A 17,380-nucleotide genomic window follows, 5' to 3' on the forward strand; every position below is an offset into this window, starting at 1 on the left:
ATTATCCGTCCTCAGCATGTAATAGCAGTCCCATCGTCAGCAGAATAGAGGCCACCGGCGGTGCCCAGGCAGCAAGTGCTACCGGGATCTGGCCGTTCTCCCCCAAGATTTGCGCAAAATTGCGTATGAAGTACAGCCCAAACCCCAAGAGCACAGCGGTCAGTACCGCCAGCCCGGTGCCACCAAAGCGCGCATGGCGCATGGTGAAGGCAGCCCCCACCAGGACCATAGCGATCAGGAACAGCGGCCGGGCGAGTTCTACCTGGTACCAGACCTGATAGCGTTTGGTGGAAAACCCTGCCTGGGACAGGTCGCGGATGGTGCTTGGTAGGTCATAGATCGAAATGCCATCGGCCGATCCCAGCCGGTCACGGATACGATCCTGGGTCAGCGAGGTCGGCAGCCGCAGTGTTTCATGGGTGGTGGCCGATTTTTCCGGATTGACGCCATTTGCCAATTGCCAGGCTTTGGCGGAACGCAATAGCCACTCTTCCCCGTCCAACCTGGCGCTCTTGGCGATGATCCGCCGCACCGGCCCCTTGCCTGTCGCATATTCGATAAGGGTCACGTCATAAAGAATAATGTCATCCTGCCCGCCGCCGTAAGAGGTGGCATGGACTACAGATTGCCCAGATGGGCTGCCCTGGCGCAGCCACAGGCCCTCGCCAGAGAGCGACAGCACAGCAGGCCCGCCGTTGCGATAGGTATCGGCCAGGGTTTTGTACCGGTTGCTGGTGGCGGCAACAATCGGGTTGAGCGTGCTTACCGCCAAAAGCCCCAAGAGCCCGGCAACCAAAACCGGGGCGGCCAGCGCCCGGATGCCAGAGCGCCCAATCGCCCGCGTCACCACCAGTTCGCTGCTGCGGGCCAGCCCGACAAATAGCACAATTGTGGTCAGGATCATGATCAGTGGTAGAAATTCGCTCAGCGCGGCGGGCGCATTCAGCAGGGTTAAGCCCAAGAGCTTCCCGGCGCCAATGTCAACGCTGTCAAAACGGCGGAATTGTTCGTTCAGGTTAATCAGCATGACCAGGGTCATCAGGACGCTGCAGATGATGGCGAACCACTGGAAAAAGCGTCGCGCATAGTAGAGGTCCAGCTTCATGACCGGGTCTCCTGCTTGGCTGCAGTTGCGATACCGCGCCGTTGCAGCATCGGCGGCCGCGCCGCCAGCTGCAAGAATCCCATTGCAATTGCAAGCCCGGTCAGCGCCGGCAGATAGATCAGCGGCCAAAGGTCAGGATTTTTCATTACGGGTTCGGACACGACGCTGCGCAGCCCTTCAACCAGGATCAGCAGCAAAAAGGCCAAGAGAGCCTGGCGCCAGACGCCAAAGCGCGAGTAGGACCCCAGCATCAGCGCCGAAAACCCGATCAGCGCCACGGCAACACAGATCAAGGGGCGGGCAAAGCGCAGGTGGAACTCCTCTGCCAGGGCACCTGGGGTGTAGCCGTCCGACTGTGGGATCAGGTCACGGTTTTGAAACAGCTCCCAGCTGGGAATCGCCCTGATACTGCGATTTGATACAGAGGATTTGTCGGTCAAAGAGCTGATGTCATAGGAAAAATCAGAAAATTTTGTGGTCGAAAGCTGCCGTTTTTCTAGATCCAAACGCTGTGCCATTCCATCAACCATAATGAGGTGGGTGCGCTCTCCGTCGCGCACAATAAAGGCGCGGGCACCGGTGTAGGTGACGCTGTTATTCGGGTCTCGCCGATCGGACAAGAAGACATCATTCAAGGTGCCGTCAGTGTTGATCTGGCGGATATAAAAGGTCACGCCCTTGGCGGGGTGCAGAAAATTTCCTTCGGTTAGCAGCTTGGCGGTCACATTGCGGGATACTTCCTGTTCGCGCAGCGCCAGCTGATTGATCGAACTGGGCAGCAGAAAATGGGTCAGCACCGACATCATCAGCCCGGTGATCAGCCCAAAGACCAGCGCAGGTCGCGCCATTTGCCAGGGGCTGGTCCCCGTGGCCCGCAGAACCGTCAGTTCGCTTTCACCCTGTAATCGGTTGGTGACCCAGACCGCCGAGGCAAAGACCGCCACTGGCAGCACCATGCGAATAAGGTTGGGCAGCGCCAGGGCGGTGAATTCAAAGAACACCAGCGCTGTCTGACCGTCGCCGATTAGGCGATCAAACAGGACAACCGCCCGGTTCACCCAGAAGACGGCAACTAAGATAAGCGCAAAAAAGCTGAATAACAGCAGATATTGCGACAGGACGTATCTGTCGAAGCGTGACACTCGATCCCCCCAGACCCTGCCATTATCATTTTACCAAACCATAAAGGAATTGTTCTGCGGGGAAAACTGCAATTTGGTGCAAATCCGTGTTCTGGCGAAGCTTTAGCCTCAGGTGCGGCCCCGACAAAGCGCAGAGCGGCACCCGCCGCTGCGAAGGTTTAATGCCAAAGCCCAATCGCCACTGCGTCTTGTGCTCTTGCCTGTGGGGGCTGGCCATTGCGCGGGGGGCAAGCTACCTATTGGCAAAGCAATTCCAGATTTGATCCCGACAGGAGCCCTAGACATGAGCACTTTGCCCGCCATTCGCTTTGCCGAGTATGATCCAAAAGAGCTGTCGGGCATGACCGGACATATTGCCGTTCTGGTGACCCCAGGGGGCGTTATGGATCAGGCCGCGCGCACTGCGAACCGGCTGACCAAAGGCGCATTGGCCCGGTTGATCGCAGCCCCTGGATTTGACAAGCATAAGCTTGGAACGGTGATTACCCTTGCCTGGCCGGCCGGTTTGATGGCCGAGGCCCTGCATGTGCTGGTGTTGCCACGGCGCGTTTCCCCAACTGAGGCGCGCAAGGCAGGGGCAAAACTGGCGGCAGCAGCCCCAGAAAAAAATCTGACGGTGATGGCTGGTGCCATGTCCAAAGCCGCAGAGCTGGCGATGGGCATCGCCCTGCGCAGCTATGGTTTTGACAGTCACAAATCGCCCAAAGACGATGCGCCGACTGATCTGCCAACGATCACGGTTGCGCATAAATCTGTCGATGACATGGCCTCCGCCTACGCGCCTTTGGCCGCTGTGGCGGAAGGGGTGCATATGACCCGTGATCTGGTGAACGAGCCCGCAAATGTGCTTACCACCGTCGAATTCGCGCGGCGTATCGAAGAGATGTCTGCGCTTGGGCTTGAGGTGGAAATTCTGGATGAGGCCGCGCTGGAAGAGCTGGGCATGGGGGCCTTGCTCTGTGTCGGGCAGGGCTCTGACAGCCCCTCTAGCGTGGCGGTGATGCAGTGGAAGGGCGGCGCCGAGGCCGCAGCCCCGCTGGCGCTGGTGGGCAAGGGAGTGGTGTTTGACACGGGCGGTATTTCCCTGAAGCCGGCGGCGGGCATGGAAGAGATGACCATGGATATGGGCGGCGCTGGCGTTGTGGTTGGCACCATGAAGGCGCTGGCTCTGCGCAAGGCCCGTGCCAATGTGGTCGGCCTGGTCGGGCTGGTGGAAAACATGCCCTCGGGCAATGCAACCCGTCCGGGGGATGTGGTGAAATCCATGAAGGGTGACACCATCGAGGTGATCAACACGGATGCCGAGGGGCGTTTGGTGCTTTGTGATGTGCTGTGGTACGCGCAGGAACGCTTTAAACCCTGTGGCGTCATTGATCTGGCGACATTGACTGGTGCGGTGATCATTGGCCTGGGCCATGAAAACGCCGGGGTCTTTTCGAATGATGACAGCCTGTGCAATGGTTTCCTGAAGGCGGCGGAGGCCGCAGATGAAGGGGCTTGGCGCCTACCTCTGGGGCAGGGCTATGATGATCAGCTGAAATCGCGCCTTGCCGATATGAAAAACGTCGGTGGCCGTCCGGCGGGTTCTATCACTGCGGCGCAGTTCCTGAAGCGGTTCATCAAGGAAGACATGCCCTGGATGCACCTTGATATCGCCGGTGTCGCCTCGGTGAAATCAGCCACCTCCTATGCGCCAAAGGGGGCAACCGGCTGGGGTGTGATGGCGTTGAATCGTCTGGTGCAGGACCGCTTCGAGACCGAAGAATAACCGACAATGGGAGCCGCCTATTTCTACCACCTGACCCGCCGCCCGCTGCAAGAGACACTGCCAGTGTTGTTGCAAAAGGCGCGCGGTGTGGGCTGGCGCATTGCAGTGCGGGGTCAGGACGTTGGGCGCATGGCCTGGCTGGATGAAACGCTCTGGCAGGGCCGGGATGACAGCTTTTTGGCGCATGGCCTGTCGGGCGGTGCCCATGATGCGCTGCAACCCATTTTGCTGACCACCAGCCAAGAAAGCCCAAATCACCCTGATTGTTTGATGACGGTGGATGGCGCGCCGCTGACCCCAGAAGAGGTGCAGGCCCTGCAACGGGTCTGCATCCTGTTTGATGGTACCGACGAAGACGCCGTGCAACAGGCCCGTGTGCAATGGAAATCGCTGACGGGCGCAGGGTGTTCGGCGCAGTATTGGTCCGAAGAGTCTGGGCGCTGGGAGATGAAGGCAGAGGCCTAATCCCGAGCCACCGCGCCTGATGTCAAACCCTGCGCCGAGGCGATCCGGCTGTGCAGGTTCTGCGCCCCACGATTTGCCAGATGTGATTCTCTTATTGGCGCGCTGTGCGGACTCTGCGGCGGCCGTTCTGACAGAGACAGAAATTTTTCTCGCCCTGTACGCCTTATTGAACGGGCCTTGCCATCCCGGTTTTTCCAACAGTTGATGCGCAAATGCTCCCGGCACGATGTGCCTGTCTGTGGGAAGTTGAAAATCAGCCTTTGTTGTGACCGGGTCCTTTGCAGCAAAAACCGCGATCTATGCTGCTACCTTCTGGGGCTGATTGTTGGTATTTGAATGGGTTTGCCCGCTGGGAGGTCCTGTAAATAGGCCTCCACTCTGGATTGCATTGTTATAAAATTTCCCTCGTGCCTGAGTTGAAAGTAAGGAATTTTTAGCGAGTTTTACCAATGGTAGAAGGGGCTGAAACAGCACCCGTGCAGTGGCTCGGTCTGGGCGGTCGAAGGACGTAAATATAACAGGTTTGAGATCAGACAGGACTATGGCTTCAGACTGTCCGATGTTTAGGTGAAAATGCGATGAAAAACTGCAGTAAAGTCGGCCCCGGCAGGCGATTTGGGCCCATGGCAGCGGCTTGGCGCGGCGCCTCTGCCGTTTTGCTGCTGATCCTGGCTCTGGCGACTCCCAGCACGACCTTTGCTGGCTCGCGGGATAGGAACTGTAGCGTCTTGAGTGAGCTAGTAACCCTGCTTCACCTGAGTGAACAGTTTTTGGATCACGTCGAAAGTGGCGCTAACCCCGAATCGTCGGTACGGCTGGCGAAATTCATCAACAGGACCCCGGTTGTGGATCTGCGCCTGCGCCTCGCCGCGCAAGGCTTTGACAAGATTGGTGGCCCAACTGCCAAATTCTTGGCTCTGCAAAAAACCTTTCTGAAAATCAAAACGATAGGCGGCCAGTTCAAAGCAGCCAGTGCCGCGCGTAAACTGCACCTGCGTGACAAGCTGGACACATATCGCAGGCAACTGGTGGTGCTGCCCTGCATGGATGTGAATGGCCGCTTGATCAAGGCGGGGGATGCCGCCAGCAGCGACTTCTTGGTCTCAACCAAGACCGCTAGCTTTGGTGCCATCAGCATTCTTATTCTTGGTGTGGCGGCCTTTGTCATCTTTGATCGGATCCATAAGACAAACTCCAGAAGGAAAAAGCGCTTCATCTGTCGCGCCGCCTGTACGATCGGTACCGCAGGCTCGGCAGAAATGGCCGAAGGCCAGATTGTGGATGTCAGTCGGTTGGGGGCCAAGGTTAAGTCCGAAGATTTGGCCTGTGATGTCGGGGCCGAATTGGAAGTGCATCTTCCCAAGAAAAGATTGAACTTTTCTGACCACACGGTGACCTATGATCCATGGTCATTTATGGCCCGCGTCTTGTGGAAAAATGGCGATTATCTGGGATTGGAATTTAGAGAGATGCTGGCACAGGAATACCTGGATCAATTAGTGGCCTCTCGTTAGCGGCGCATGGCCCCATACCTCAAGTTCAAGGCCTCAGGTGCCAGACAGAACAGTGCCCCCGCCTGGCGATCCGGCGACTGCCTAGCGGGTTAAAACCAGCGCGCCGTTGCGGATTTCGATGCTGGACCAGCGTTGCAAGTAGGTCATTCCCAGAAGTGATTTATCCATCTCTCCTTGATTGACCCAGGCACGCAGATTTTGGTCGTGAATGGGGCCCAGGGCCAGTTCCTTGATCCGGATCGAAGCGGTGCGCACCTCGCCATTGGCGGTCGTGGCGCGCCCCAGATAGGCCAGAGTTTCCGGTTCAAACCCGGCGCGGCGAGCGTCTGGCGCGCTTAGCACCACCTCAGAGGCACCAGTATCGACCAGAAACTCTATCGCGGCGCCATTGACGGTCAGGGTCAGATAATAGTGCCCATCCGGCGCCCGCGGAACCGTGATCTGCCCGGCGGCCCCCACGACGGATTGCTGCGGGCGTAGGGTGTGGCGGATGTCGCCCCACAGCCCGTAGGCCGCAATCACGCCGAGAAAGATGAAGCCCCAGATTGCCAGTTGCTGTACAGTTTTGCTTAGGCCTTGGCGGTTCTGCACCAAGACCCAGGAACCAACCGCACAGAGCAGCAGAACCAGATAGATCAGGCGACCAAAATCAAGATTTTCCACGCGTGTGATCCTTCTTGGTGACAAGCCGTTGGGCGGTTGGGGCAGGCTGCTGTGGCGTCTTAGGTGGCAAAGCCAAAATCGCGCAGCCCGTCCAGCACAAATTGCACGCTGAGCGCTGCCAGCAGCATTCCCAACAGTCGGGTCACCACATTGATGCCGGTCTTGCCAATCGCGCGTTCGAACAGACCAGAGGCCAGAAACATCACCAGCATCAGCATCAATACGCTCAGCACCACGCACATGACTAGGGCAAAGCCTTCCAACCCCGGTTTTTGCCCCGATAGCAGGATTACCGTCGCAATCGAACCAGGGCCTGCAATCAGCGGGATAGAGAGCGGAAAGACGGATGGATCCTCTGCCGCAGTGGCCTCTTCCCCCTGATTTGCGCGCCGTTTGGTACGCCGCTCAAACAACATGTCCAGCGCAGTGAGAAATAGCAGCACACCGCCCGCTACGCGAAAGGCAGCCATGGAAATGCCCGCAAAGCCCAGCACCGCCTCGCCAAAGGCGGCAAACAGCGCCAGCAGCGCCATGGCGGTCAAGGCGGCACGCACCGCAATAGAGCGACGTTCCTGTGGGGTGGCCCCCTGTGTCAGCGCCAGAAAGATCGGAGTAAGGCCAATGGGATCAATGATCACAAAGAGCGTCACAAAAGAGGTGATCAAAAAGGCGGTGTCGATCATAGGGCCTCGGCTTTTTCCAATTTCTCCAGAGCCCGCATCCAAAGCAGCTCGGCGCGTTCCAGCGCTACGATTACTTCGCTATGTTTGCCCTGCCAAACCCGAGCTTCGTCTTTTTTCTCGGGTTCGTAAAGCTCTGGATCGGCCAGTTTCACATCCAGCTTGTCCTTCATCTGAGTGAGCTTGTTGACCCGTTCCTCAGACTTGCGCGCCTCTTTGCGCAGGGCCAGAATTGCCTCGCGCGAGGGGCGTGCGGCTTTCGGCTTTTCTTTTTTGGCGGCCTTGGCGTTGGGCTTGGGCGCGGGCTTGTCTTTCTCCAGCAGCAGCGCCCGGTACGAGGCAAGATCGCCCTCATAGGGTTTGACGGTGCCTTTGGAAACCAGCCAGAGCCGATCGGCCACCAGGCTGAGCAGGTGCATATCGTGGCTGACCAGAATAACTGCGCCGGTATAGGCGGTCAGCGCCTCGACCAGGGCTTCACGGCTCTCGATATCAAGGTGGTTGGTCGGCTCATCGAGGATCAGCAGATGTGGCGCATCCAAGGTGGCCAGCAAAAGAGACAGGCGTGCCTTTTGCCCGCCCGAAAGGCGGCCCACTTCGGTATCGGCCTGGTCGGCACCAAGGCCAAATCCAGCTAGGCGCGCACGCAGGCGCGGCTGGCCCTCGGTGGCCCGCTCGCGCATCAGGTGCTGTAGCGGGGTTTCATCGATATACAGCTCGTCCACCTGATGCTGGGCAAAGAAGCCGATGCGCAGCTTGCTGGACTGCGCCATCTTGCCCCCCATCGGCGCCAAACGGGCCGAGAGCATTTTCGACAGGGTCGATTTGCCTTCGCCGTTTTTGCCCAGCAGCGCGATGCGGTCGTCCTGGTCGATGCGCAGATCCAGATGGCTCAGGATGACCTTGTCATCATAGCCGACCTTGACGCCTTCGGTGGCGATGATGGGCGGCGACAACTCTTCCGGGGTGGGAAAGGTGAAAACGGTGCGCGCGGCATCTTCGGGCGCGCGGATGGTTTCCATCTTTTCCAGCATTTTGACGCGGCTTTGCGCCTGTTTTGCCTTGCTTGCCTTGGCCTTGAAGCGGTCGACGAAGCTTTGCAAATGGGCGCGGCGGGCGTCTTGCTTTTTCGCCTGGGCGGCCTGATTTGCCCGGTTGGCAGCACGCTGGCGGGCGAATTGATCATAGTTGCCGCCATAATAGGTCAGCTGGCGGTCTTCCAGATGCAGGATGCCGCCAACGGATCGGTTCAGTAGTTCCCGGTCGTGACTGATGATGATCACTGTATGGGGGTATTTGACCAGATAGGCCTCAAGCCAGAGCGCACCTTCCAGATCAAGATAGTTGGTCGGTTCATCCAACAGCAGCAGATCCGGTTCGGAAAACAGCACCGCCGCCAGGGCAACCCGCATCCGCCAGCCACCTGAAAAGTCAGAGCAGGGCCGCTGTTGTGCCTCTTCGTCGAAACCCAGACCTTTGAGGATCGAGGCGGCGCGCGCTTCAGCGGACCAGGCGTCGATATCGGCCAGCCGGGTCTGCACCTCGGCGATGCGGGTGGGATCTGTTGCGGTCTCGGCCTCTGCCATCAAGGCGGCCCGTTCGGTGGCAGCGGCCAGCACAGTGTCTATCAGCGACACATTGGACGAGGGGGCCTCTTGCGCGATGCCCCCGATCTGGGCCTTTGACGGCAGAGTGATCGACCCTGTCTCAAGCGCCAGCTCGCCGCGGATAAGGCGGAACAAGGTGGTCTTGCCGGTGCCGTTGCGCCCCACCAGCCCTACTTTGTGGCCGTTGGGAATGGTGGCACTGGCCTCTTCGAACAGAGGGCGGCCTTCAACCGAATAGGTGATATCCTGAATACGTAGCATGGGGCCATCCACTGTCGCAGTGTCCGCGCCTTGTCAATGCGTCTTGGGTGGCATTTGTGGGTTCAGTCACGTCTTGGCCCTGCCTGGCGCGGATTGGCACCTTGTAAAGGGGTGCGGCGCACGCTGCGTCACGCAACAGCAATGGATTGGCGGGGCTGGCCTGGCGCAGGGCTTGCTGATAGCAGGGGGCACTAGCGACAACTTTCTGGTGAAATAATGCGGGCTGCGCAGAGTGCTCCTCATCTTGTGACGCTGATCTTCAGCACCGCGCTGGCGGTTTTGTCGCTGAACATGTTCTTGCCATCGCTGCCGCGGATCGCGGCCGACTTTGAGAGCAGCTATAGTCTGGTGAATCTGTCGCTTGGCGGGTATCTGGCGTTGTCGGCGGTTTTGCAGCTGATCATGGGGCCGTTGTCGGATCGCTATGGGCGGCGGCCGGTTCTGGTGGTGTCGATGCTGGTTTTTGCGCTGGCCTCGGTGGGCTGCGTGCTGGCAGAATCAATCTGGGTGTTTCTGGGCTTTCGCATGTTACAGGGCGCTGTGGTGGCAGGGCAGGTGCTGTCACGTGCGGCCATCCGCGATATGTACTCTACCGCAGAGGCGGCCAGCAAGCTGGGCTATGTCACCATGGCAATGGCGCTGGCCCCGATGCTGGGGCCGATGCTGGGCGGCGCATTGGACATTGCCTTTGGCTGGCGCTCCAGTTTTGTGCTCTATGCGGTTCTGGGGCTTAGCGTGCTCTTGCTCAGCTGGGGGGATTGGGGCGAAACCAATCACCAGCGGGCCGCCACATTCGGGGCGCAGATGCGCAGCTACCCAGAGCTGCTGCGCGCGCGCCGGTTTTGGGGCTATAGCTTCTGTCTCGCCTTTTCCATCGGGGGGTTTTACGCCTTTATCACTGGGGCGCCGCTGGTAGCGGCGGCCTGGTTCGATTTGAACCCGGCGCTCTTGGGGGTGGGGATCGGGATCATCACCTGTGGCTTCATGGTTGGCAATTTTGTCACCGGCCTGCTGGCGCGGCGGGTGCCGCTGATCACGCTGATCCTTGCGGGGCGGCTGGCAGCGGTTATTGGCCCGCTGATTGGATTGAGCCTGTTTCTGGCCGGGCAGGGAGCGACGCTCGTGTTCTTTGGCTCTGCTATTGCGGTGGGCTTTGGCAATGGTCTGACTGTGGCCAATGCCAGCACGGGCCTAATGTCGGTGCGGCCGCATCTGGCAGGCAGTGCCTCGGGCCTGTCGGGGGCTGTTGTGGTGGCGCTGGGGGCGCTGCTGACCACCGGAACCGGTTTTTTGGTGACGCCTGACAATGCGCCATTCATGGTCTTGTCGATTATCCTGCTGTCCAGTTTCTGCGCCCTGGCTGCGGCCCTTTATGTCTGCTGGCTGGATATCCATGAGCCGCTGGAGGAAACCGCTTAAAGCGGTCGCCTTTTTGACGTGGCGCGCAACTCTCCCTCTTCCCATGTGCCTACAGGCATGGTAGGCGGCGCGCGATCATATGGCGCAGAATTTCTGGCGCCGGTTTTAAATGGAGAACACCCGATGGCTCTGCAACGCACTTTTTCGATCATCAAACCCGATGCTACCCGCCGCAACCTGACCGGCGCGATCAACGCCAAATTCGAAGAAGCTGGCCTGCGCATCGTCGCACAAAAGCGCATTCAGCTGACCAAGGCACAGGCCGGCAAATTCTATGAAGTGCACGCCGAGCGTCCCTTCTATGACGAACTGTGCGAGTTCATGTCGTCCGAGCCTATCGTTTGCCAGGTTCTGGAAGGTGAAAACGCCATCGCGAAAAACCGCGAAATCATGGGCGCCACCAACCCAGCCGATGCGGCAGCCGGTACCATCCGCGCCGAATTTGCAGAATCCGTTGGCGAAAACTCGGTGCACGGTTCCGACGCACCTGAAACAGCTGCTGTTGAAATCGCTTACTTCTTCTCTGGTCTGGAGCTGGTCGGCTAAGCCACCGCTTTGATCTGAAAACGAAATTGGGTCGCATCGGTCTTGTGCCGGTGCGGCCCTTTTTTATGGCGATGTCCCCTTTGGTTAGGTCGGCCCGGCGCTGTCAGCGCATGGGGCGGCGCTAGGCGCTGGCGGATTTTTCGATCACGCCAATCTGATCCAGGATACGCTCAAACTCTGAAAGCCCCGCGTCAAAGCTGCGCGCCTTGATGGCGTCAAACCGTTTGCGCAGGGCCTTTTTTTCTTCACCTTTGCAATCGTTCCAGGGCCGTCCCTGCAGCGCCATGACCAGCACGTAATAGCCAATGAAATGCGGCTTGCTGCCATTGGCCAGCAGCCGTGAGTAGGCAGTGTCGGCACCTAGGCTGCGCAGCTCTTCCGCACTGTGAATCCCGGCGCGTTTACAGGCCTCTTCATAGGCGGGGCCGAGATTGCGGATGGTTGAAATTGGCGTGGACATAGAGCGAACATAGACCGGGTTTGCCGGGCTGTCACCCAAAGGTTTTGCCAATTTTCAGCCTCTGCCTGCGCCGGATGTGATTGACAGTTGTGGTTTCGTGGCGGACCCTGCGCGCAGTTTCATCGGAGGAGCCACCTTGTCCATGTCCGCAGATCTCACACCGGCGGTTGACGTCAGAGATTTTGATCTCGCTGCGCCTTTTGACGGCTTTGTCGAAGATCCTTTTCCCATCTATGATGCGCTTTTGGCGCAGGCGCCGGTGCTGCCGCAAAAGGATGGGTCCTATGTGATCAGTCGCCATGCGGATCTTGACCGGATATACCGCGATACGACCTTGTTTTCATCCGATAAAAAGGCGGCCTTTGCCCCCAAGTTTGGCCCCGAGTCCGAACTGTTTGAGCATCACACCAGCTCTTTGGTGTTTTCCGACCCGCCGTTGCATACGCGGGTACGCCGGGTGATGACCTCGGCCTTGACGCCGCGTGCCATTGCCCGGATGGAGCCGGGGTTGATTGTGGCTGTAGACCGGTTGCTGGCGCAGATGGACAGCGGCGGCGAGGTGGACCTGATCGAGGATTTTGCCGCCTGCATTCCAATCGAGATCATTGGCAATCTGCTGGATGTCCCCGCGGATGAGCGCGCACCGCTGCGCGATTGGTCGCTGGCCATTCTGGGCGCACTGGAACCTGCGCTCAGCGCTGAAACTCTGGCGCGCGGCAATCGCGCCGTTGCCGAGTTCAAGGCCTATCTGGGCGATCTGGTGGCGCGCCGCCGGGCCGCGCCGGGTGATCCCGAAACCGATGTGCTGACCCGGCTGATCAATGCCGAAACCGGACCGGAGGGGGCAGAGGGGTTGAGCGAGATAGAATTGATTCAGAACTGCATTTTCATTCTGAACGCGGGCCATGAGACCACAACAAATCTGATTGGAAACGGATTGGCCCTTTTGCACGATTATCCCGTGCAAAAGGCACGACTGCTGGCGCAGCCAGAGCTGATGAAAACTGCGATCGAAGAGGTACTGCGCTATCGCTCCCCCAATCAATTGGGCAATCGTGAAACTACAGATCAGGTAGAGATTGGCGGGGTGACGATCCCGGCGGGCAGCAATCTGCATCTGGTGATTGGCGCGGCTAACCGTGACCCACAGGTTTTTGCCGAGCCCACAAAATTTGACATCGCGCGCAAGCCAAATCGCCATCTGGCCTTTGCGGGTGGGCCACATGTCTGCGTCGGGCTGACATTGGCTCGGCTGGAAGGCAGAATTGCGCTCGAGCGCTTTCTCGCAAGCTTTCCCGACTACAGTATTCTACCAGGGCGGCGGGATGGCGGGCGCATGCGTTTTCGCGGCTACGCAGCCCTGCCAGCGCGCCTGTCCGGGACAGAGGGGCAGTCAGCCGCGGGGTGAGCAGGGACAGCGGCAAGCCTGCAGTCGGGGCCAGAGTCTAGAACAGGCCGGCCTCTTTGGCAGTCATCGCGGCCTGGGTGCGGTTTTTTGCATCCAGCTTGCGGCATAGGGTGCGCATATGCAGCTTGATTGTCACTTCCTGTAAATCCAGGTCGCGGGCGATTTCCTTGTTGGCCTGGCCTTTGCAAAGCCCTTCCAGCACCTGAAATTCACGCGGGCTGAGCTTCTCTGCCAGCGGATGGGTTGATGGTGTGGCCTCTTCCCGCATCAGATCAACCGGAACATAGACCTCTCCGGCGACCATGAAACGCACCGCATTGAGCAGGGACTGCGCCCCCATGGTTTTGGGAATAAAGCCAATCGCCCCCAGCTTGAGCGCGTCTTGTGCGGTTTTGGCCGGAGCATTGCCGGACAGGATGGCGACACCCTTGCCGCCATTGGCTTCGATCGCAGCGCTAAGCCCCACCAGCCCGTTCATTCCGGGCATCTGATAATCCAGCAAAACGAGATCAAACGGCCCCGCATCGCGAATTGTGCGTAAAGCCTCGTCGATGTCGGTGGCCAAAGCAACGGTCGCATCGCCTTTGCTTTCGAGATAGGCGGAGATTGTTTCGCGGACCATATCGTGGTCGTCTGCTAGCAGGATACGCATGAATTTCTGTGACCTGTTCAACTGGGTTCACTTTGAACCTACAATTAGAAGTCTTTCAATTCCATAAAGTTTTCAGGACAATTCTCTGCGCTTCTTTGTAAGGCTGACAGCCTGTGATCTGGCTGTGGTTGTTGAGCGGGGTGTTGGGCTTGGCGCTCATATATTGTGGGGTGTTCGGTGACCTTTGTAATCTGCTGAAGGTGGGGCCTTGCCCGGTCTTTCTAGGCGGTCGGATACCGGGCCTATACCGAAGGATAGGCCCGGTATCCTGAGGCGTGGATGAGAGTTCGCGCCAGATGTGTCAGGGTTCGTGACAGATAGAGGGCTCGCTTCTGTGGTACGGCATTAGCTGGTGCGCAAACGGGGCTGCTGGAAAATTGGAGAAAGACATATGAAACGCTGGAAGATGTTATTTTCGTTTTCTTTTTTATGTGGCCTGCTTGGCCTGTTGGCGACTGGTGATACTGGCATGGCGCGGGCAGAGACCCAGCCCGGGCAAGAACCGGTTTTGCTGACAGTGACCCAGGAAGGGGGCGATGCGCCGCTGCTACGCCTCTCTCTCCAGGATCTGCAGGGCTTTGACGTCGAGAGCTTTACAACGGCGACCATTTGGACAACCGGCCCGCAAGAATTTACCGGGGTGCCATTGGTGGATATCCTGGCACGGCTTCAGCAGGAACAGGGCCTCAAAACCACCAGTATCAAGGCGCGTGCGGTGAATGATTATATGGTGGAAGTGCCAGTATCGGATGCCGTTGAGGGCGGCGCGATGATTGCCTTTCAACGCAATGGTAAGCTAATGTCTTTACGTGATAAGGGTCCCTTGTGGGTGGTTTATCCCTATGACAGCGACGCCGCCTATCGCAGTGAGGCGGTCTATTCCCGCAGTGTCTGGCAACTGGATCGCCTGATTGTCGAGGCGACGCCGCAGTGACGACAGGAACTGGGATGCTGTGAGACAGCAAGGCGCCAGACAAGAAAGGCCAAGATGGCTGAGTGATATGATGCAGACCAGCCAACAGGGCCAGCAGGGCCAACAGAAGCCCGACACAGAGACTGCCGCCCCTGTAGGACGGCGGGCTGCCCTGTCTGGGGGGTGGCCTTTTGGTACTCGGTCTGCCGCTCTGACGGCAGGGGACTGGCCTCGCACCACCAAGGTACTATTTTTTCTATCTCTTTTGATCTTGCCGCTGCTTGCGGTGCAGGCCGTACGGATGGGGCTTGAGGTGGTGCATCGCCTCGATGGCCTGTCCACCGCAGCCACCGATAATATGCAATGGGTGTTGTCGCAGGCCGAGGTAGAGCACCTGAAGCTGCAATCCGAAACGCTCTTGGTGGAGGAGCCTGCGGATCTGGCGAATGTGCGACGCCAGTTTGATCTCTATTACAGCCGCATCAATACCTTTGTTGAAGGGCCGCTTTTTGCGGATATGCGTGACAGTGATCGGGGGGGCAAGGTGCTGCGCCGCCTGCAGGCGCGGCGCGCAACCCTGGTGGAATTGATTGACGTGCCGGATGCACAGTTGATGCAAAACCGTGCTGAGATCCTGGCGCAGTTGGAAGACAACGGCGATGAGGTCCGAGAACTGGCGCTGCTTGGCGTGTCAATGCAGGTCAAAGGTGCCGAAGGCAAACGCCTGAATCTTTTTGCCCTTCTGTCGCGTATGGCGTTTGTCGTGGTGGCGCTGGTTGCGGCCTTGGCCATCACTGCCTTGCTCTTGGGGGGGATGTATCGCCGGGGCCGGGATCTGGCCAGGGAGCGCAGCAAGGCGCTGTCCCGGATGGAGGCGATGATCTCTTCCTCGCTGGATGCCATTCTCGTGGTGGACCGGGAAGGGACGATCCTTGCCTTCAATGGCGCTGCCGAGACGATCTTTGGCTACAGCCGCGACGAGGCGATTGGTGCCAGCATGGAGCGCCTGATCATTCCGCCGCATTTGCGGGCGGCCCATCGAGTGGGCATGGATCGCTATTGGCAAACCTCCGAGCCGCGCTTGGTCGGCAACGGCAGGGTGCAGCTGGAAGGGCTTCGCAAATCGGGCGAGGTCTTTCCTGTCGAGGTCTCTCTCTCGGTGAGCCGCAGCCAGGCGGATCTGGTGGTTGTCAGCTACATTCGTGACATTTCTGATAGGATCGCCGCCGAAGAAGCACTGCGGCGCGCCCGCGATGATGCCCTGGCGGGCGAACAGGCCAAGGCAAATCTGCTGACAGTGATGAGCCATGAGATGCGCACACCGCTGACGGGTATTCTGGGGGCGGTTGATCTGCTGCATCTGACTGATCCCGATGAAGAGCAGCTGCGCTATTTGAACGCAATGCAGGTTTCCGGAGAGCTGCTGCTGAACCACGTCAATGATATCTTGCAACTGTCCAGCCTGGAGGCCGGGGTCGCCTCCGAAGAGGCCAGCGCCTTTGATCTGCGGCAGATCCTGGATGGCCTGATCGAGAGCCAGAAAGCTGCGGCGTCAAACCGGGGCAACCAATTGACCCTGAACTACCATATAAAAGACGGCGATTATGTTGTGGGTCGCATGCGTGCGCTGCAGCAGGCGCTGCTAAATCTGATTGGCAATGCGATTAAATTTACCAACGATGGGCGGATCACGGTCGAGGTTGAGCACAGCGCAAGCCCCGGTCAGATCGCCTTTCATGTTTCTGATACCGGTGCAGGGATAGCGGAGCAGGATCAGAAACGGATCTTTGAGGATTTTATCACCCTTGATGCCAGCTTTGGGCGCGGCTCTGAGGGAACCGGCCTTGGCCTGGCCATCACGCGCCGTATTGTCGATTCCCTGGGCGGCACCATCACCTGCGAGAGCGAATTGGGCGAGGGCAGCCTGTTCACCCTGACCCTTCCCTTGACGTTGGAGGCCAAGCAAACGCCAGAGCACGCACAGGACAGGCCTGCGCTGGAGCACAGTGCCAGAATTCTGGTGGTGGAAGACAACGACATCAACCGCGAATTGCTTCAGAAGATGTTGCAGAACCAGGGGCACCAGGTTACCGCCGCTGCTGGTGGGGCGCAGGCGGTCGAGTCCTGCCGCATTCAGCAGTTTGACCTGGTCCTGATGGATATCAGCATGCCAGAGGTGGACGGGATCGAAGCAATCCACCGTATTCGTGCTGGGCAATTGGCCGAAGGGGTAGAGATCGTCGCGCTGACTGCCCATACCGGGCCAGAGGACCATGCCCGGATTCTTGCGGCAGGGTTTGCAGAGGTGGCGACCAAACCAATCAGCGGGCCGGATTTGGCAGCGCTCGTGGTGCGTCGCGCGAAGGGGGCACCCGCTTTGATCACGTCGGCTCCGCAGGCGACAAACGCAGATCCAGCTAGCGGACAATCCGATATTACCGAGTTTTTCGAGACGCTTGGCCCCGAGCGTGCCCTCGGGTTTCTGCAGTCCTTCATTGCCGAGGTTGCGCAGTTCATCACAGAGATTCAGGCCGGCACAGAGCTACAACCGGCGCAGCGCAAAGAGGCCCATCGCCTCGCGGGGTCAGCAGCCGTTCTTGGGCTCGCAGAGCTGCGCAGCGCCCTGAGTGACATCGAGATGCTACCAACAGACGCCCCTCTCGCCTGTGCCGCGCTTGCGAGCAACTGGCAGAGGGTAAAGCCGCTGTTGGAGGCGCATCTGATACAGCCCGCCCATACAGCGTAGAGAGCGCGATTGCGCAGATCACCGCCTGCCG

Annotated in this window: 15 protein-coding genes; 8 read left to right on the plus strand and 7 right to left on the minus strand. The window is 58.9% G+C overall.

The features are described 5' to 3' along the window. Nucleotide 1: 1 nt before the first annotated feature. Together lptG and lptF are read right to left on the minus strand one after the other, a co-directional pair. Nucleotides 2-1,105, minus strand: a complete 1,104-nt coding sequence (gene lptG, locus LRK71_RS02650; protein ID WP_232400867.1) for an LPS export ABC transporter permease LptG — start codon at nucleotides 1,103-1,105, stop codon at nucleotides 2-4. Then, entirely contained in the window at nucleotides 1,102-2,247 is a 1,146-nt protein-coding gene (lptF, locus tag LRK71_RS02655; protein WP_232400870.1) for an LPS export ABC transporter permease LptF, read from the minus strand. Before lptF ends, lptG begins: the two co-directional genes overlap by 4 nt. 283 nt (nucleotides 2,248-2,530) lie before the next feature. Between lptF and LRK71_RS02660 the strand changes: the two genes are divergently transcribed. The 3 genes from LRK71_RS02660 (at nucleotide 2,531) to LRK71_RS02670 (ending at nucleotide 5,994) form a co-directional block, all read left to right on the plus strand. Continuing rightward, complete coding sequence (locus tag LRK71_RS02660) at nucleotides 2,531-4,015, plus strand: leucyl aminopeptidase (RefSeq protein WP_232400871.1); 1,485 nt, start codon at nucleotides 2,531-2,533, stop codon at nucleotides 4,013-4,015. 6 nt (nucleotides 4,016-4,021) lie between these two features. Beyond that, nucleotides 4,022-4,480: a DNA polymerase III subunit chi gene (locus LRK71_RS02665; RefSeq protein ID WP_232400873.1), complete on the plus strand. Its 459-nt coding sequence runs from the start codon at nucleotides 4,022-4,024 to the stop codon at nucleotides 4,478-4,480. A 728-nt stretch (nucleotides 4,481-5,208) separates the two neighbouring features. Then, on the plus strand, nucleotides 5,209-5,994 hold the full coding sequence (locus LRK71_RS02670; RefSeq protein ID WP_232400875.1) for a PilZ domain-containing protein: 786 nt from the start codon (nucleotides 5,209-5,211) through the stop codon (nucleotides 5,992-5,994). Between the two features lie 81 nt (nucleotides 5,995-6,075). On the opposite strand, the gene LRK71_RS02675 is transcribed toward LRK71_RS02670, so the two are convergent. The 3 genes from LRK71_RS02675 to LRK71_RS02685 are packed head-to-tail and all read right to left on the minus strand — an operon-like array spanning nucleotide 6,076 to nucleotide 9,205. Continuing rightward, nucleotides 6,076-6,657, minus strand: coding sequence for a retropepsin-like aspartic protease family protein (locus LRK71_RS02675; protein ID WP_232400878.1), 582 nt, complete (start codon nucleotides 6,655-6,657; stop codon nucleotides 6,076-6,078). Nucleotides 6,658-6,716: 59 nt separating this feature from the next. Then, entirely contained in the window at nucleotides 6,717-7,340 is a 624-nt protein-coding gene (locus tag LRK71_RS02680; RefSeq protein ID WP_232400880.1) for a MarC family protein, read from the minus strand. Then, nucleotides 7,337-9,205, minus strand: coding sequence for an ABC-F family ATP-binding cassette domain-containing protein (locus LRK71_RS02685; RefSeq protein WP_232400881.1), 1,869 nt, complete (start codon nucleotides 9,203-9,205; stop codon nucleotides 7,337-7,339). Before LRK71_RS02685 ends, LRK71_RS02680 begins: the two co-directional genes overlap by 4 nt. A gap of 216 nt (nucleotides 9,206-9,421) precedes the next feature. Between LRK71_RS02685 and LRK71_RS02690 the strand changes: the two genes are divergently transcribed. Both LRK71_RS02690 and ndk read left to right on the plus strand, forming a co-directional pair. After that, nucleotides 9,422-10,624 carry a multidrug effflux MFS transporter gene (locus LRK71_RS02690; RefSeq protein WP_232400882.1) on the plus strand — a complete coding sequence of 401 codons (1,203 nt, stop codon included), beginning with the start codon at nucleotides 9,422-9,424 and terminating at the stop codon, nucleotides 10,622-10,624. Nucleotides 10,625-10,747: 123 nt separating this feature from the next. After that, nucleotides 10,748-11,170 (plus strand): nucleoside-diphosphate kinase, encoded by a 423-nt coding sequence (ndk, locus tag LRK71_RS02695; RefSeq protein ID WP_232400883.1) that lies wholly within the window; start codon nucleotides 10,748-10,750, stop codon nucleotides 11,168-11,170. 121 nt (nucleotides 11,171-11,291) lie between these two features. On the opposite strand, the gene LRK71_RS02700 is transcribed toward ndk, so the two are convergent. Then, nucleotides 11,292-11,630: a TfoX/Sxy family protein gene (locus tag LRK71_RS02700; protein WP_232401136.1), complete on the minus strand. Its 339-nt coding sequence runs from the start codon at nucleotides 11,628-11,630 to the stop codon at nucleotides 11,292-11,294. A gap of 142 nt (nucleotides 11,631-11,772) precedes the next feature. On the opposite strand from LRK71_RS02700, the gene LRK71_RS02705 reads away from it, so the two are divergent. Then, on the plus strand, nucleotides 11,773-13,038 hold the full coding sequence (locus LRK71_RS02705; RefSeq protein WP_232400884.1) for a cytochrome P450: 1,266 nt from the start codon (nucleotides 11,773-11,775) through the stop codon (nucleotides 13,036-13,038). A gap of 37 nt (nucleotides 13,039-13,075) precedes the next feature. Here the strand turns inward: LRK71_RS02705 and LRK71_RS02710 are convergent, their stop codons facing one another. Next, nucleotides 13,076-13,690: a response regulator transcription factor gene (locus LRK71_RS02710; RefSeq protein WP_232400885.1), complete on the minus strand. Its 615-nt coding sequence runs from the start codon at nucleotides 13,688-13,690 to the stop codon at nucleotides 13,076-13,078. Between the two features lie 391 nt (nucleotides 13,691-14,081). On the opposite strand from LRK71_RS02710, the gene LRK71_RS02715 reads away from it, so the two are divergent. Both LRK71_RS02715 and LRK71_RS02720 read left to right on the plus strand, forming a co-directional pair. Further along, nucleotides 14,082-14,624, plus strand: a complete 543-nt coding sequence (locus tag LRK71_RS02715) for a putative pterin-binding protein (RefSeq protein WP_232400886.1) — start codon at nucleotides 14,082-14,084, stop codon at nucleotides 14,622-14,624. A gap of 67 nt (nucleotides 14,625-14,691) precedes the next feature. Continuing rightward, nucleotides 14,692-17,349, plus strand: coding sequence for a hybrid sensor histidine kinase/response regulator (locus tag LRK71_RS02720; protein WP_232400887.1), 2,658 nt, complete (start codon nucleotides 14,692-14,694; stop codon nucleotides 17,347-17,349). Nucleotides 17,350-17,380: the final 31 nt, after the last annotated feature.

The sequence above is a fragment of the Pseudophaeobacter flagellatus genome, from assembly GCF_021228235.1.
GTDB classification, from domain to species: domain Bacteria; phylum Pseudomonadota; class Alphaproteobacteria; order Rhodobacterales; family Rhodobacteraceae; genus Pseudophaeobacter; species Pseudophaeobacter flagellatus.

Coding starts and splice junctions, on each gene's coding strand:
- LRK71_RS02665 (WP_232400873.1), top strand. CDS start 4,022: ATGGGAGCCGCCTATTTCTACCACCTGACCCGCCGCCCGCTGCAAGAG.
- ndk (WP_232400883.1), top strand. CDS start 10,748: ATGGCTCTGCAACGCACTTTTTCGATCATCAAACCCGATGCTACCCGC.
- LRK71_RS02705 (WP_232400884.1), top strand. CDS start 11,773: ATGTCCGCAGATCTCACACCGGCGGTTGACGTCAGAGATTTTGATCTC.
- LRK71_RS02690 (WP_232400882.1), top strand. CDS start 9,422: ATGCGGGCTGCGCAGAGTGCTCCTCATCTTGTGACGCTGATCTTCAGC.
- LRK71_RS02710 (WP_232400885.1), bottom strand. CDS start 13,690: ATGCGTATCCTGCTAGCAGACGACCACGATATGGTCCGCGAAACAATC.
- LRK71_RS02700 (WP_232401136.1), bottom strand. CDS start 11,630: ATGTCCACGCCAATTTCAACCATCCGCAATCTCGGCCCCGCCTATGAA.
- LRK71_RS02720 (WP_232400887.1), top strand. CDS start 14,692: ATGATGCAGACCAGCCAACAGGGCCAGCAGGGCCAACAGAAGCCCGAC.
- LRK71_RS02680 (WP_232400880.1), bottom strand. CDS start 7,340: ATGATCGACACCGCCTTTTTGATCACCTCTTTTGTGACGCTCTTTGTG.
- LRK71_RS02660 (WP_232400871.1), top strand. CDS start 2,531: ATGAGCACTTTGCCCGCCATTCGCTTTGCCGAGTATGATCCAAAAGAG.
- LRK71_RS02715 (WP_232400886.1), top strand. CDS start 14,082: ATGAAACGCTGGAAGATGTTATTTTCGTTTTCTTTTTTATGTGGCCTG.
- LRK71_RS02685 (WP_232400881.1), bottom strand. CDS start 9,205: ATGCTACGTATTCAGGATATCACCTATTCGGTTGAAGGCCGCCCTCTG.
- lptG (WP_232400867.1), bottom strand. CDS start 1,105: ATGAAGCTGGACCTCTACTATGCGCGACGCTTTTTCCAGTGGTTCGCC.